The following is a 15,400-nucleotide window of genomic DNA, read 5'->3' as shown; positions in this document are numbered from 1 at the left end:
AATCGGGCGGTTGACGGAAACCGTATTGGCAGTAACCGGCACAAGCTATTACCACAATAATAAGGATATAAGAACGGCTGGGATATTGACTATATAACCTTACCAACACATTTACGGACTAACACCATTGTAAATAATTTTTTAATCTTTCCATTTTTTTCTCCTGTTTTTCTCCGTCTTTCTGCCATCGCCCGGGCCGCCGGAATTTATATCAGGGAGTGACCCTGTGGATATCCCTTGGGAACAGGGATGCCTGACGGACATTGTCCAGCTCCAGCAGGCGGGCCGTAAATCGTTCCAGGCCCAGGCCCAATCCGCCGTGAGGGGGCATTCCGGCCCTGTGTATCCAAAGATAGCTTTCAAAGAGCGACGGTTCCATCCCCATACGCTTCATTTTTTCCAGCTGGACGGAATATTCATGGATGCGCTGTCCGCCGGTCGTTACCTCCAGTCCCCGGAACAGGAGGTCAAAGCTCAGTGTTACCGCCGGGTTTCCTTCGTCCTCACAGGCATAAAAGGGACGCTTGGCAGTCGGGTAATGGGTAACGAATACAAAATCACTGCCAGTTTCCTTCTTTATGAGCCGGGACAACAGTTTTTCTTCCTCCGGTTCAAAATCATCCTTTTCACTGGCCGGACGGCTATAAGCTTTGGCAACCCATTGTTTGGCCTCATGAAAACGAATGGACGGGATTTCCCCTGTTTCCAGCAGCTGCTCCGGCAGCCGTACCTTCAGCAGGGCAAGCTCCGGCGCGTATTTTTCCCGGAGAAACCGCAATACGCTACCAAGCATGGCCGCTTCCATCCGGCAGATATCTGTAAAACTGTCAATATAGCCCATTTCAAAGTCCACGCTTGTATACTCGTTCAGGTGTCTTGCGGTATCATGCTTCTCCGCGCGGAACACCGGGGCGATTTCAAAAACTCTTTCATATACGCCCACCATCATCTGCTTATAGAACTGCGGGCTTTGCGCCAGATAGGCGTCCTTGCCGAAATAGTCCAGCTGAAAAATATTGGCGCCGCCCTCCGCCCCCTGATATACGATTTTCGGTGTATGGATTTCGGTAAACTGTTCCTTTTCAAGAAAATTACGAAAGCCTCTGCACAGCCCTTCCTGAATTTTAAAAACTGCGCGCTGCTTTTCATTTCTCAGAGTGAGCGGCCGATAGTCCAGTATGGTTTCCAGGGATGCATCGATTTCTTTCCCATGAATGACCACCGGCATTTCCGCCTCCGGGGAAGAAAGGACTTTTATTTCCGTCAGATGAAGCTCCCAGCCGGTGCGGGAACGAGGCTCCTCCGTCACAGTGGCTTCGGCCCGGATACAGGCTTCTTCCTTAAGCAGGCCTTCTATGCGGCACTTTTCAGGTTCCAGGATACACTGGATGAGACTGTCCGCAGTGCGCAGGATGAGGAACGAAAATCCGCTCATTTTCCGGATTCTATGAACACTACCATGCAGAACCGCCTGCTTGTTCAGGCTGGCTGCAAGCTGCTCCGGGGATGGGTTGTTTATCATGGGGGATGCCTGTATTTTTTCCAAATGAATCATGATTATATTATCTCCTTATTGGTGTATGCAAAACATGGGTTACGTTTATTATTTAACGCTGGCTGCGGGACAAACAGACGTGTCAGCCTCACGGCTGCCGCGCGGGTACTGATTTAAGGAGATATGAAATCCATCTGGACATCGTCTTTATGTCTCATTGTACCACATCCTTTCCATAGGGGATATCAACCAGCAGGGGTTTTCTGCGGGTCAAAAGCAGCCGGACCGGCCGGAAGCCGGTAATGCAAAAAAGCAGCGAATTTGAGGGCGCTTTTAAAATCACATATTCTCATTCCTGCAGGCAGGGGGAGTGTTTTTCCTGTTTCCGCTATAAGGTGCCTATTTTTGAGTAAAATAAAAAAGCCCTCAAAGGTAAATTTCATTACCAGTGTGGACTCTTTTGATTGATAAAAAACAAAAGTTATTTATTCCACACAGGTACAACACGGAAAGCGCTTGTACCTGCGATGATTTCTACATCAGCCGATACAAACGCCGCCTATCGTCGTCCCTGTGAAATTTGCTGTTCATTCTTTTCAGCATGGCTTGTGCCTTTCCGGTATGAGAGTTGGCCTGGCAGAATTTATGGTAAACGGATGATCTGCCGGCGAACTGATACCTGCCTGTGATTTTTGTTTATATTAGCACTGGACAGCGGATGTGTCAACTGGGGAAGGGAAAATATTTAACGGCAGGCAGGAGATTTTTTATGAGGGAAGCTTTTTATTTGCGGAAAGTCTTTATGCTGTGAAGTAATTTGTGTGGTAAATTGGTATTTTTTATTGTTTGTGTAATAAGCTCATACAGTTCAGGCACGTCTGCACATTTACTGCGCCGACCGTAAGAAAGTGATTCGGGAGTGGGAATTGCAGTGTCAGTATGTGTGAAGAAGAACTGTTATGCTTCTATTTCCCTTGTTCATCTAAACTTGAATTGTCCGGTTTTTTGATTAATGCTGCAGCAGTTTATTAATATATTCAATTATTTGTTGCTCTAATAAATCGTATTGCATGGGATCCGCATCTTCAAAGCATTGATTAAGTGCGTAAAAAGGATTGTTGGTCCACTCTATTATCCATAAATCAGATAAGGCCGTCACCTTGTAAAATTCACCTTGGAATTCCCAGCAATAATCTGATGGAGAGAGAAGAATTTTGCTTGCTCCAAGTTCCTGGAGTCTGTTTTCTACAATTTTTTTAATTTCTGGTGCTTTCATTTTTGGGGTTCCTGTTAATTGATTTGTTTATTATTTAGTTGTTTTATGAATGTAAAACTATTAGTGTATGTTGTATCTTTTTATAGGAATAAACAGTTAAGTGTGTTGGAGTATAACATAAGCAGGGATAGATTGTGAGGACTGCTATGTGCGTATCTTTATTAGAACGAGTAAAACAGGGGAAATCCAACATTATATTAATACTTATTCTATCTGCTCGGTCGCAAGACCGAGACAGGGCCACGACGTTGCCGCATCTGGCAAGTATAATGATTTCAATCCACTCGGTCGCAAGACCGAGACGGCAAGACGCAATAAATTCTTCCTTCGTTTCCTTAATTTCAATCCACTCGGTCGCAAGACCGAGACTCGGTGCCGGCTATGAGTTTGGAATTTACACAGGGGTTTCAATCCACTCGGTCGCAAGACCGAGACAGTTTAATCAGGTAAGATTTCCGGAAAGCTATCATTTCAATCCACTCGGTCGCAAGACCGAGACAAAGGTATCATTTAGCCAGGCAGCGACTCGGGCATTTCAATCCACTCGGTCGCAAGACCGAGACAGCAAAACTAAACAACTACTAATCATTCTACCACCATTTCTCTATACATTCCACACATAAAAAACTAACCCAGCTTACTTTTATTCAATTTCAAATCTATATTCAAACAAAACATAGTCTTTTCCAGGTGCGAATCCCCTGGGGATTTCATGTGCACTTCATATTCGCACTAACTCTCATTTTCCCTATAAAGCACCTTAGCCGCTTAAGTCTCAGATCCTTACTACACATTTCTCCCAATCTTACCTGCAAAAATTCCCAGCTATCCACACACTAGCAGAATTTTTCACCATTTATATACACTGAATTATAAAAATATATCATTCTAAACGGTTTATAATTTCACTAATTACAAATATATTTATCTCCGCAGCCATCCCCATTCCACAAATACCCGCAGTAAAACCACCTCTGCGGCAGCTCTGCTCTCCCCGCCATATCTCAATAATTAGTTTCCACTGCCTGCAGCCTGTCTCCCATCAGCATTTTCAGCCTGGCCGCAAGCAAAGAGGCAATGGCTTCATTGCCCTTATCAGAAGGATGAAGCCCATCATATGTAAACTCGGCGGCTTCCGGCGGATAAGGATATTCATCCTCATCAAAACAGACCGGATATTTTGTATATTCCGGATAAGGAAGATTCCGGTAGCCGCCAGGCGTTTTTACCCGCTTAAAGCGTACCACATTTTCCGGCGTAAAACCTGAAAGATCATGCAGATTCAGCGCAGGTATCCCTTCTTCACAACAGGTTTCATAAATGGCCTCAGCAATATCAGCCAGCCACTGCCCCTGATCCGGCAGATAGCTGCCGTGGGCATTGTTCAGAGGATCCAAAATATAGACAAAATCCCCCCGTTCCACAGGATTCATTACCAACAACCCTGCTTCCGGTGATTTTTCCCGGATATGGGATATTAAAAGCCCCAGGTTACCAAGAATAGTGCCTTCCTTTTTCAATCTGAAATCCTCTCGTTTCCCCAACGGTACGCCGCCGTGCCAATCGTTGGTACCAAGAAGAACCGTATACAGATCCGCTTCCGGCAGCCCTATCCTGATCCAATCGGGCGTAGAAGAACCATTCATTCCAATGTTGATAACTGACAAATTGTCAAAATATCCGCATGCCCGCGTCAGATACCCTTCCTTCACCCGATATGCAGTTTCATCCAGATGGTCGTTTAAGTAAGTGAAGGAATCACCGATGGCGCACCATTTGATTTCTTTTTTCATATAACCCTCATTTCCCGGGCCTGAGAACGCCCTTCTTATTCTTATGATTTCAAAATCCGATTTTGACTGAAACACCGGCATCATATCCCCTGCCGCTGTCCCGTTAAAACCACCTGCAAATACAAACAGATTTATTATTTACACGATTTTATTTCTCTTTCTGCTGACACTTTATCATATCCCTTAATCCACTGCCACTGTTAATTGAAATTTATTTTATAACTGTTCAGCAGGTCAGCACATTTACTGCACTGACCGTGAGAAAGTAATTCAGAAATAGCAAAATTCATCTTCGAAAGCAATTCAGGATGGATTATGGCAGTAACTGAAAGAGTTGAACCGTTACTCTGCTTAGTTTAAAAATACAATTTAGATACAGCCCATGTACAACTGCTTCCATTATGGTATAATAACACAAAAGAAACGTTCCTTCATTTACGTTTGAATCACTACTGCATTTTTTCATGCCGCCCCAAAATATACCTGAAAATATTCCTGAAAAACATATCCTCTACAAAAGAAAGGAAATCCAACATGCAAATCAGCAGACAGACTATGCAGCTTCAAACCGTCGATATCCTGAAAGCGCTTTTTGCGCTGCCAGGCTTTGACTCGGTTTCCATTAAAGGAATTTCTCCCGCATCCCCCGATGATTCCCAGACTATTTTGTCAGCTATTGATGCTTCCTGGCATGACATTCTCAGCGATGTGGATTTTAAGGCCCGGATTGCAGTCCATCCTTCACTGCGCAGCCTGGCAAAACCGCTGAGCCATACCCTTCTGTCCCTCATGGGACTGAAAGACGGAATTCTCGGCCTCTCCATCCAGGGAAATGCCTGTGAAATGCAGGAAGAAGCGGTGGAGACAGTACGCCTCTGCCTTGCCACCGGGTATCGTGCGGATATCATATTTGAAATTCAATGGAATGAAAATGTCCCTCCTCTGTCAGCCTGTGAAAATGCACCCTGTCCTTCCCCCTGCGACGCTTTCTGGCTCATTGCCGTGCAGGCATTGGGAAAGCTTCTGCGCAGGGATTATCTGATTGCGGATCATCTTGCCCACATGCTGATTATGGAAGGGCTGGTTCTGCAGATGGAAATGCGGGATGCGAAATACGGAACCAATATCCACAGATACGGCTATGGTGAAGTCCCGGCCTATCAAAACACCGATACGGAAGCCTTCGCATTTCTTTTTGATAAAATGGAACCCGCAGGACGCCAGACAGCAGAAAATCTCTGCCGTGCAGCGCTCACCTACAATGCGCTTACCGGCAGAGATTCTTCAAATGAGTCCAGGCGTGAAATTTTCTTTGCACTCTGGAACTGCTATTTACAAGGACTTTGACGGGGAGTCAACTCGATTCGCCGTCAAAGCCGCCCTTGTCAGCCTAATCCTCCGCCTCATCCTCCATTTCATCTCCCATTTCTTTTTCCAGTGCATCCAGCATTTTCTGTTCCCGGTGTTTTGAATAAACACCAGTCAACGCCATAACCGTAAAAATCATAACAAACTGCACTGCGGCAAAAATGATCGTGGCCGGCGCCAGCGTTCCCATAACATCTTCCCGGAAAACTTCATTATTCCGGTATCTGCCAATCACAAAAATCACAGTAAAAACAACTGTCCCCGCCAGGCTTGCCAGGAAATAATTCTTCATACAGGGCTTCAGCCAGGTGTCCCAGATTCCTTTTCTCGTGGTTCCGAAAATGGAAACAACGCAGCCTATTATAAATGCGGCCAGCTCCCATGCGTATTCCCGGACATCCCGTTCCAGAATATAACTCTGTACAATGATAGATATCAGCAGGATGAGCCACATCGCCCAGAAGGCGGCCTGCTCAGATTTTAACAGATCAATATGCTGTCTTTCATCTATTTTTTTCATCTTCGCTCTCCTCCTCCCAGAACAGGTCATCCAGCGTTTTCCCAAGTGCCCTGCATATGCTGATGCACAGCTGCAGGGATGGATTGAATTTTCCCGCCTCAATCATTCCTATGGTCTGCCTGGTCACTCCTACGGCGTCAGCCAGCTGCTCCTGGGAAAAATCTTTTTCGATACGTGCAATTTTCATTCTTTTGTTTTTCACCAGCCAGCCTCCTTTTTCCGGTGCTACTGCAGCTTCTCTTCCCCGGCGCTCTGCTCCTGTTTTCCATATATTTTGGTAAAAATAAACGGAACAAACAAAATACAATTCAAAATAAGAAGAATAAGCACATCTCTCCACGCAATCACCTGTCCGCTGATGACATCCGCGCTCCCTGCGATAACGGCAACCAGGTTATTGTTCAGATAATGCATAATAACTGCAACCCAGATATTGCAGGTCTTCATCTGTGCATAGCCAAAGAATATAGCGATTCCGACACAGGTTATCAGCTGGCAGACAATGCTCTGCAGCCAGGTCTGGGGGCTGTAGAAAAACAGGTTGATAGGCAGGTGCCAGAAGCCCCAGAAAATACCCAGCAGCAGAACGCCTGCGCGCTTTCCGAACCGTTTCTGCAGCATCGGCTGGAAGAAGCCCCGCCATCCGTACTCCTCTCCGAAAAATGCAGTGTATACCAGGAAGAAATTAAGGGGCAGAACCAAAAGATTGAGCCATGTATAGGGACTCTTAAACATTTCAAAAAACATCCCCGGTTCGCCTTCAAATAAATAGCTTAAAAAAATCCGGAGGAAATATAATCCCAGGAAAATCAGAACATAAAGCCAGGGCCTTCTTTTCTGTCCGTCTCCCAGGCTCAGCCCGTACTTTCTTCTGACCTCCTTCTTATCCAGCCAAAGCAGAAGCCATAAAACAATGCTTCCTAAAATTATAATATACTGACTGATTAATGCTAACTGAATTTCCGGCTTAAACAGGCTGGCCACAGCGCATCCTGCCATAACTGCCGTCAAAACCAGGAAGCCGGTAAAGAACTTTATGGGCACCTTCTCTTCTTTTTTCCGGGTAAGCAGGACAGCAATCATAACGCCTGCCGCCGGATAATACATCTGGGCGTTGGGAAATACGGAAACATCATTCCCCCTGTAAAAACTGATACCCATAAGAATTCCCATCAATACGGGCATACCAAATGCAACTGCAACAAAGATCCATAGCTGTTTTTTTTCTACAGCAGTCCATTTTGTCTGCATAAATAACTCCTCCTCTATTCATTATGTAGCGCTGCCGGAGGATGTTAAACCGGCAGCGCTTTCCCTGACCTTCCCCGGTGGTTTTCAACGCTGCACTGTTATGGGAAGGTATTTCTCTTATATTGTATATAATATACTATACTGTTCTTAATGTCAATTATATTTTACATTATAGCATTTTCACTTTACATTCAAGTGAATATTACAGAGCAGACATACACGGTTCAGCTGTTTCCCATAAATTGAATCTTCTTTCATTTTTTCCGGTTAACCATAACTACAGTATGGCTTGTTTCTTGATAAAAAATATTCGTAAAGAAGTTATAAATAAATCATTCCTGACAAGTGGCACCTCCCTATAGAATATACACCTGTCATACACATATTCCGCACAAACAACTAAGAACTCACACTATTATACCGTTTCAGCTCTGTTTTCCACAAAAAAGCTGTAATTCCCCCGAAAACCGTGACCACAGCGATTCCATAGAGCCACATTTTCAAGGTCCCATCACCGCTTAAGTACATTGTAGGAAAAGTCGCCACAATGCCATAGGGAAGAATCACATAAAACAGAAGCTTGTAAATTCCCCGGAAAACAACACCGGGAATTTTCATGCACAGATCGATTCCCGCATCCTCCAGCCTGGTTATGTTGACTGTGGAAACCAGGAAAAAAGTAAGGGATCGGATAATTACCTCCATCTCATACCAGAGCACAATCATTAATGTCACCCAAACTAAATAGCCCAGGACATGCCCCGCTGACACTCTCAGCCCGCAGAGCCGGACGCCGTACCATAAAATGCACACACTCAAAGCCACCAACGGAAGCGAACCCGGATTCACCTGTTCAAAACTGAGCCGCAACAGCGGGCTTACCGGCTTGGTAAGGTACAAATCGATATCTCCATTTCTGATTTTACCTGAAATACCGTTCACTCCGAAAAAATAAACCACCATATTCACCGCATTTACCAGAGAAAAGGTTCCGATAAAAATAACCATCTCCCCCTTTCCCCACGGTCCTATGGTATCAACATTGGCATATATTGCCTGGAACACGACCAACTGTATCACAAACAGACTTCCGTCCACGAAAAAAGGCCCCCAGAATCCCAGCCGGAACATCATCAGATGCTGGAACCGAAGTTTGATTAATTCATATATAAATTTTATATTTCTTTTCATATTCCCACCCCATCATATTTCAATCTGTATTTCTGATAAGTCCAGCGGTTGATAAACTCCATAAAAATACACCAGGCTGCCAGCAGGATAACTCCCCTGACCGCTTCCTCCCCGCATCTGCCGGTCAGCAGCATGGATGGCAGATAGGTCACATAATAAAAAGGGAAGAAACGCATAAAGGCCGTCAGTCCTTCAGGAAGCAGCGCCAGGGGAATGATGGTGCCGGTTACCAGGGATACCAGATTATCCTTTATCATCAGGAAGGTACTGATTTCTTCATACCTAAGCGTCAATAATCCAAGATAATAGTTCAGCTGAGCCATGAACAACAATCCCAGAAAAATCAGCATCAGAGCGCATACTATCGAAACCGCATCCGCCGCAAAAACAAAGTTAATCCGAAAAAGCGCCACCCAGATTCCCGCAGCCAACAGATCAAATAAAATATGAAAGGACACCACGCCCGCCTCCATAGCCAGAAAATATCCTTCCATATTCATCGGAAGCACCATATATTTTGAAAAAGTCCCATTTCTGATTCGAACACTGATCTCATCGCTGATACCGCCGGAGAGCTCGATTTGTGCAAGAAAAGAGCTGATTATGTAATAAGAAAGCATACTATCAAAAGAAAAGCCGGATATGATTTCTTTTCCCTCGAAAATAGCGCCCCACAGGATAAAGGCAAATATAATTCTGGTAACAGTAAACAGTATATGGAAAACAGTGTCCGCTCTCCAGATAAGCTGCGTTCTGAAATGAACCGATGCAATTTCCAAATATTTACGCATCCCATTTTCCTCCTGTAAATCCTCTCTACAATTTTTCCTATTTCCTCTTCTTCAATTGTGACATCCACAGGATTGTGCTCAAGAAGGAGACGCAGACTTCCACCCGCCTTCTCTCGTGGTACTTCAATAATTTTCTTATATGCAGTGTCCTCTAATATACGCCATTCACTATTGGGTGCAATTTTTTCCGGCCGTTCAAAGGTAAGGGTAATTCTCTTATTTTTCTGATACCGATCAAACAGCTCCTCCGTTGCACCGTCATAGATTTTGCTTCCGTGATTTACCACCACACAACGACTGCAGAGTGATTTGATATCCTCCATGTAATGGGAGGTAAGAAGGATAGTGGTACCTTTCTCCTCGTTCACTTCCTTCAGGAACTTTCTGACCTGTCTGCCTGCCACTGCATCAAGACCAATAGTAGGTTCATCTAAAAACAATATCCTGGGGTTGTGGAGCAGAGCCACGATCAGTTCCATTTTCATCCTTTCTCCTAAGGACAGAGTTCTCACCTGCACATCCATGAGTTCCTTTACGCCGAACAGCTCCACAAAATAATCCCTGTTATAGCGATATTCCTTATCGGAGAGTCCATAAATTTGCCGGAACAAGTGCAGAGTATCCTCCGCAGTCAGTTCAAAAAACAGCTGGCTCTTCTGTCCCATAACCACCGCATACTGCCTTTTGAAGTCGTTTTCCAGTTTATTGGGATAATAGCCTAAAACACTGATTTCTCCGGAGGTGGGCGCAATGATTCCGGTAAGCATTTTGACAAGCGTGGTTTTCCCCGCACCGTTTGGACCTATCAGGCCGACGAATTCTCCTCCGCGTACGGAAAGATCCATCTGGCTGACCGCCTGTTTTTCTTCATAATCCCTATGAAACAGCCCCCTGACACTACCCAGAATGCCCTCCTGCTTCCTGAATCGCCTATATGTTTTTGTTAACTGATTTGTTTCAATTACATTCATTCTGATTTAACTCCTTTGTGACTGTCCAGTGTTCCTATAATCACATGACTGCTTCCTTTTCACTGACAGATGCAGCAAATACGTCTGTTGGCTGAACAGTTATGCTCCTTTCTTTTTTTCTCAATACCTGACTGAAACTAAAATAAGCCCCCGAAGCATCTGCCCTGATACGGACATACTGCTTCGGGGGCCTGACAGGCAATCCCTGGACTCTGAAATGGAAAAACTACGGAATTATTCCAGGCAGGCAGGGCCATACAGCAGGACGGACAAATGCGTCCATCCGGGCCGCAGCCTGAGGAAATAAAAAACATGACCTGCTACGTCATGCTTCTTAAACCGTCTGTTTCCAATAACCAGACTTCTATTAGAAGTGTATGAAGTATTTAGTAAGGCAGATACCGGGTAAATGACCGGTAAAAGGGTACAAAAAGAGCCGGAAAACCAGCCTGCTGTCCCTTTTTTCAACTATGCAGTTGCAATCTCCTTACTTAACACACGCATGCACTTACCTCACTTTTTTTAATATTAAGCCATCCGGCTATGTACTGTATCTGTGTTCTGATACAACAACTAAATTATAGACAGACAAAAGCGTACTGTCAATGCTTTCTTTGGTTTCCTGTTATGCTCTGTCATCCGAACTGTTACCGCAATCTGATTTTGATTCAGCTTATCCTGTCCCTAGACCATGTACTGCCACTATCCAATGGAATCTGTAGTGAATAAAATCCGGATATTTCCGGAATACTATACAAAAAATACCATAACTTGACTGGAGGAATCATATGAGTAAGGATCCTGTTTTTTTAACCGATAAAAATCATACCGTTATTCTGGAGGCAGTGACCGGCGTTCCCAATGCAGCCGTTCCTGATACCTGCAAACCGTTTGAGCTGCTGACTCCCAATACCTCGGAGGGCGCTGCGGAAAAGCATCTGCCGGTGGTGGAAATCGATGGCCGGCACGTTACGGTGAAGGTGGGAAGTATTTTTCATCCCATGACTGAGGAGCACAGCATCGGCTGGGTGTGCCTTGTAACAAAAGCCGGATGCACCATGCGGATCTGTCTGGCTCCCGATTGCGAACCGGTAGCCCATTTTACACTGGAGGACGGGGACTCGGTGAAGGCGGCTTATGCTTATTGTAATCTGCATGGGTTCTGGAAGACGGAAATCTAAAAATCAAAAGGTCTAATAAACACAGGTATACTTTTCATACACACATGGACAAGTATACCTGTTTTATTATATCTTTTTCGCCCGCCTCAACAGCAATTTCACCAGTTCCCGGATGGTTCCCTTCTTCTCCACATACCGATGGCCGTCCTTCACCAGATATTCCGCGTAAAACTCCCCGATTTCCTCCGGCTCCGCCCGACAGAAATCCTTTCCTGTGACAAAGAAATCCGCCTTCTTTCCCACCTCCAGCGTTCCGCTTTCCATCTCTTCGCCCAACATTCTCGCCGGCTCCGCCGTATAGGTACGAAGAGCCTGAAAGGGAGTCAGGGACTGCCCCGGCAGATAAAATTCCACCATCCCCAGCATCTGTTCATAAGGGTTCATGGACTGTACCGGAGAATCGCTGGATCCACAGATACACACGCCGGCTTCCGTCAGCTCTCTTAACGGAATCTGTTGCCTCACCTTTTCCTTTGGCAGAAACTGCTCATAGCTCTTCAGATAGCGCTTGTCCATCCAGGAAAATCCCGGCTGAACCGTCAGCGCCACCGGCAGATGCTTAATTTTTTCCACTGCCGAGGCCGAAGGAAATTCAAAATGATCAATACGGGGCATAGGTTTGCTTTTCCTTTTTTCCCCTTCTTCCTCTCCGCCATCCCGGCCGTCACCCAGTCCTAACACCTTCTCATAGCAATCCACAATCTGATCAATGGCCGCCTCCCCAATGGCATGGCTGGACAACTGAATCCCCTTTTCATGCGCCCCCCGCACCTTTCCCAGAATAAAATCATCCTTATAGTAGCAGTGTCCCTTTTCCCCATTATCAATAAACGGCACATAGAAAGCCGCGCTATGGGAGCCTACGGAACCATCCAGCTCCCAGCTTCCGCAACCGCCTGCCCGGGGAAACTTTTGCAGCCTGTGATATTTTTCCGCCCTCTCCAGCTCCATATACTGAGGGAACAGCCGTACGTCAATATCCATCCGGGATGCCACAAACGCCAGCAGCCTGGTGAGAAAATCATGCTTCACATCCCCGTTTCCGTCCATGGCGCATACCCGGCTGATTCCGTAATGCGCGCACAGGTTGGAAAAATTGGCGATGCCAGCGGCCAGCACAGAGGGTGTCACCGATGCCGCTATCAGGTTCGTCACCTTCCCCTGCATAAACTCATGGGCTTCGCCAAAAAAACGGCCGTCCGAACCCTGCTCAGGAAGCTTCAGCTTCTCCATCAAAGCCGTGGAAATACTGCTGCTGTGCCCGTCAATATTATAAATAATCATGCACCTGCCGCCGGTCCATTCATCCAGCTCCTGCCGGCTGGGCAGTCTTTTTTCCTTCATTGCGGAAAGGATATACTGATTTGCCATAATTATTTTCTGCTTCGGATGTGCGCTACAGTAGGCGCGTATTTTCTGTTCCACCCCTGCCATGCAGTCCGGCGCAATCCCTTCCGAGGTTATCTCACAGATATTAAAACTGGAGGCCGCCAGGATCATTGTATAAAGCAGATGGACATGAGAATCCGTCAGCGCCGGAAACACATGCATTCCCTCAAGGCTGATATATTGGTCATAGCCAACTTCCGTTTCCGGGCCGCCGTTTCCCAGATAGCATATCCTGTCCCCGTCCGTTCCCATGGACATAAAGGTTTCTTCCACATGCAGACGCATGGTATGCACCGTACCGCCGTAATAAAATATCTTCATTCTAAATCGTCACCACATTTCCCACAGCCATTAAAAAATAGGCCAGCATAATCATTATCTGCATCCCGGCACCGCCCCATTTCCCCAAAAGGGAATTCCCCGGCTCCCGGGACGCCTTTCGGTAGGCCGGAACCACAAGCAGCGCTATCAAAATCGCAATCAGCCCCCCGGCCAGACGCATAAACTCCATAAAACCGCCCAGACCTGCAAAGGTCATCAAAAGCGATGGCAGCGTCGCAATAACCCAGCAGATTCTGCGTGAAAGCTTCAACTGTTCCTCCACAATGTCCGATAGCGCCAGCGAAATGGACCAGTAGGTCGTCAGCATAGCCAGGATGGTAAAAAGAGAACCAACAATCTCTGCCCAGCTGCCAATTCCATGGCTCCACCCAATCATGGCAACCTCCGTCACCTGCACAGAGGAAAGCAGGGCGCACACGGAAATGACAACAATCAATACAAAGTTATTCATTAACCCTAAAAATACGGCCTTTTTCACCTTTTTCCCATCGCCGCCCAGTCCGGCTACCGCCTGTGGGACCGAAAAAAAATGCGGAAAAGGCAAACATCGCCATTCCAAAATAAGCAAGCCCCTCCGTCACTCTTCCCGCTCTTACCCGCTCTGAGCCGACAAATCACAAACGAACCGTTACTTATCCGGTTGGATTCCGGGAATGATTCCGCGGAAAACATCGGCATCCTCCTGGAAAGCGGCTGCTACTTCATTATAAAAAGAAATCTCCGCCGTGAAAGTAAGGACGTCTGGTTTGAGATGGCAAAGGCAAACTCCCATATGTCGGAAGTGATTGGAGACCGGTCACTTATACCACGGAGGATGGCGTGGAAAAAACCGTCACAATCCGTACCGGGTATGAGATCATAGAGCGCACAGTTGATAGCGAGGTGGAGTTCATCCTCGCAAAATATGAGGTGACGGAGTATGTCGCCACCACTTATGAATGCCCGCATTGCAAACAGACGGAGGATCCCCGGTTCGTAAAGGATGATGGCCGCCCTCCCTCACTCATAGAGAAAAACTACGCCACGCCGTCACTGGTGGCGGGGATCTTAAAGAACAAGTTTGTCCTCGGTTTACCGTTCTACCGGCAGGAGCAGGATCTGAAACGGTCAGGCATCCTCATCACCAGGGCCTCCATGGCCACCCGGGCCATCCTCGTATTCCAGATGTATTTCCAGTGGCTGGTACAGTATTTCCACCGGGAGCTACTGAAAAGGCAGTTTCTGATGATGGATGAAACGCCCGTCCAGGTGCTGAAGGAGCCGGATAAAAGGCCGCAGTCCAAGTCCTATGTGTGGCTGCTACGTTCCGGGGAGAACGGCCTGCCTCCGTTGCTCCTGTACCGGTACTCCCTGACAAGGAACGGGGATAATGCGGTGGAGATGAGGAGTTTTTTTTGATGCCATCCCAAAGGGCAGTGAAAAAGACCTGTCAAACCCCGCCGTACAGGGCGTGGCATATTGTGATAAGCTGTTCCGTTATGAGCGTAGGTATAAGGAACAGGAATTATCCTATGAACAGCGGGAAAAACGCAGGCCTAAGGATGAAAAGCCGGTGACGGAAGCGTTCATCAAATGGCTGAACCAGCAGAAGATGTCCGCCCCCAGCAATAAGTTCAACAAGGCGCTGTCCCATGCCAGGAACCGCCAGGACATCCTGATGACATACTTGGAGGATGGCCGATGCAGCCTCTCAAACAAAATGAGCTTATACGCAGGATATTTTTATCCTCATCTTTTGCCCCATATAGCATAAATCAAGGCATTGTTCAATAAAAGATGTGGATAAAAATCCACCTTATCCCTGATAATGGAATCATCAAATTTATGGAGGT

Annotated in this window: 15 protein-coding genes and 1 CRISPR repeat array; of the genes, 4 read left to right on the top strand and 11 right to left on the bottom strand. The window is 46.3% G+C overall.

The genetic code is table 11. The annotated features are described in order from the left end of the window. Positions 1–211: 211 nt before the first annotated feature. The 3 genes from aspS to FYJ45_RS27620 all read right to left on the bottom strand — a co-directional run bounded on the left by aspS (position 212) and on the right by FYJ45_RS27620 (position 4,564). Positions 212–1,555 (bottom strand): aspartate--tRNA(Asn) ligase, encoded by a 1,344-nt coding sequence (gene aspS, locus FYJ45_RS27630; protein WP_154468208.1) that lies wholly within the window; start codon positions 1,553–1,555, stop codon positions 212–214. A 949-nt stretch (positions 1,556–2,504) separates the two neighbouring features. Beyond that, positions 2,505–2,771 carry a hypothetical protein gene (locus tag FYJ45_RS27625; RefSeq protein WP_154468207.1) on the bottom strand — a complete coding sequence of 89 codons (267 nt, stop codon included), beginning with the start codon at positions 2,769–2,771 and terminating at the stop codon, positions 2,505–2,507. Positions 2,772–2,977: 206 nt separating this feature from the next. Further along, positions 2,978–3,334: a CRISPR direct-repeat array (repeat unit 30 nt; unit sequence TTTCAATCCACTCGGTCGCAAGACCGAGAC). Between the two features lie 441 nt (positions 3,335–3,775). Then, entirely contained in the window at positions 3,776–4,564 is a 789-nt protein-coding gene (locus FYJ45_RS27620; protein WP_154468206.1) for an SGNH/GDSL hydrolase family protein, read from the bottom strand. Positions 4,565–5,098: 534 nt separating this feature from the next. Between FYJ45_RS27620 and FYJ45_RS27615 the strand changes: the two genes are divergently transcribed. Then, a complete protein-coding gene (locus FYJ45_RS27615; protein WP_154468205.1) occupies positions 5,099–5,911 on the top strand; it encodes a hypothetical protein in 813 nt (270 codons plus the stop codon). A gap of 43 nt (positions 5,912–5,954) precedes the next feature. On the opposite strand, the gene FYJ45_RS27610 is transcribed toward FYJ45_RS27615, so the two are convergent. From FYJ45_RS27610 to FYJ45_RS27585, 6 genes are all read right to left on the bottom strand, one after another. Beyond that, the gene (locus FYJ45_RS27610) at positions 5,955–6,452 is read right to left on the bottom strand and encodes a DUF6773 family protein (protein ID WP_154468204.1); all 498 of its coding nucleotides are present in this window, start codon (positions 6,450–6,452) and stop codon (positions 5,955–5,957) included. Continuing rightward, positions 6,436–6,654, bottom strand: a complete 219-nt coding sequence (locus FYJ45_RS27605) for a helix-turn-helix transcriptional regulator (RefSeq protein WP_025487479.1) — start codon at positions 6,652–6,654, stop codon at positions 6,436–6,438. Before FYJ45_RS27605 ends, FYJ45_RS27610 begins: the two co-directional genes overlap by 17 nt. A 23-nt stretch (positions 6,655–6,677) precedes the next feature. Further along, positions 6,678–7,703 (bottom strand): CPBP family intramembrane glutamic endopeptidase, encoded by a 1,026-nt coding sequence (locus FYJ45_RS27600; RefSeq protein ID WP_154468203.1) that lies wholly within the window; start codon positions 7,701–7,703, stop codon positions 6,678–6,680. A 399-nt stretch (positions 7,704–8,102) separates the two neighbouring features. Next, a complete protein-coding gene (locus tag FYJ45_RS27595; RefSeq protein ID WP_154468202.1) occupies positions 8,103–8,894 on the bottom strand; it encodes an ABC transporter permease in 792 nt (263 codons plus the stop codon). Next, the gene (locus FYJ45_RS27590) at positions 8,891–9,538 is read right to left on the bottom strand and encodes an ABC transporter permease (protein ID WP_330588850.1); all 648 of its coding nucleotides are present in this window, start codon (positions 9,536–9,538) and stop codon (positions 8,891–8,893) included. The genes FYJ45_RS27595 and FYJ45_RS27590 overlap by 4 nt, the downstream gene beginning before the upstream one ends. After that, on the bottom strand, positions 9,496–10,656 hold the full coding sequence (locus FYJ45_RS27585; RefSeq protein WP_330588849.1) for an ABC transporter ATP-binding protein: 1,161 nt from the start codon (positions 10,654–10,656) through the stop codon (positions 9,496–9,498). Before FYJ45_RS27585 ends, FYJ45_RS27590 begins: the two co-directional genes overlap by 43 nt. A 788-nt stretch (positions 10,657–11,444) precedes the next feature. Here FYJ45_RS27585 and FYJ45_RS27580 point away from each other — a divergent pair. Beyond that, a complete protein-coding gene (locus FYJ45_RS27580; protein WP_154468200.1) occupies positions 11,445–11,837 on the top strand; it encodes a desulfoferrodoxin family protein in 393 nt (130 codons plus the stop codon). A gap of 66 nt (positions 11,838–11,903) precedes the next feature. On the opposite strand, the gene FYJ45_RS27575 is transcribed toward FYJ45_RS27580, so the two are convergent. Together FYJ45_RS27575 and FYJ45_RS27570 are read right to left on the bottom strand one after the other, a co-directional pair. Then, positions 11,904–13,547, bottom strand: a complete 1,644-nt coding sequence (locus tag FYJ45_RS27575; protein WP_154468199.1) for an amidohydrolase — start codon at positions 13,545–13,547, stop codon at positions 11,904–11,906. A gap of 1 nt (position 13,548) precedes the next feature. Further along, positions 13,549–14,127: a hypothetical protein gene (locus FYJ45_RS27570; RefSeq protein WP_207708460.1), complete on the bottom strand. Its 579-nt coding sequence runs from the start codon at positions 14,125–14,127 to the stop codon at positions 13,549–13,551. Positions 14,128–14,387: 260 nt separating this feature from the next. Between FYJ45_RS27570 and FYJ45_RS31595 the strand changes: the two genes are divergently transcribed. Together FYJ45_RS31595 and FYJ45_RS31590 are read left to right on the top strand one after the other, a co-directional pair. Next, positions 14,388–14,966, top strand: coding sequence for an IS66 family transposase (locus tag FYJ45_RS31595; RefSeq protein WP_195842020.1), 579 nt, complete (start codon positions 14,388–14,390; stop codon positions 14,964–14,966). Positions 14,967–14,970: 4 nt separating this feature from the next. Next, complete coding sequence (locus tag FYJ45_RS31590) at positions 14,971–15,321, top strand: IS66 family transposase (RefSeq protein ID WP_408609545.1); 351 nt, start codon at positions 14,971–14,973, stop codon at positions 15,319–15,321. The last annotated feature ends 79 nt before the right edge of the window (positions 15,322–15,400 follow it).

Origin of the sequence: Eisenbergiella porci, assembly GCF_009696275.1 — a bacterium.
Lineage (GTDB): Bacteria > Bacillota > Clostridia > Lachnospirales > Lachnospiraceae > Eisenbergiella > Eisenbergiella porci.
Note: the sequence above shows the minus strand (reverse complement) of the source record. Positions and strands in the feature narration are given on the sequence as shown.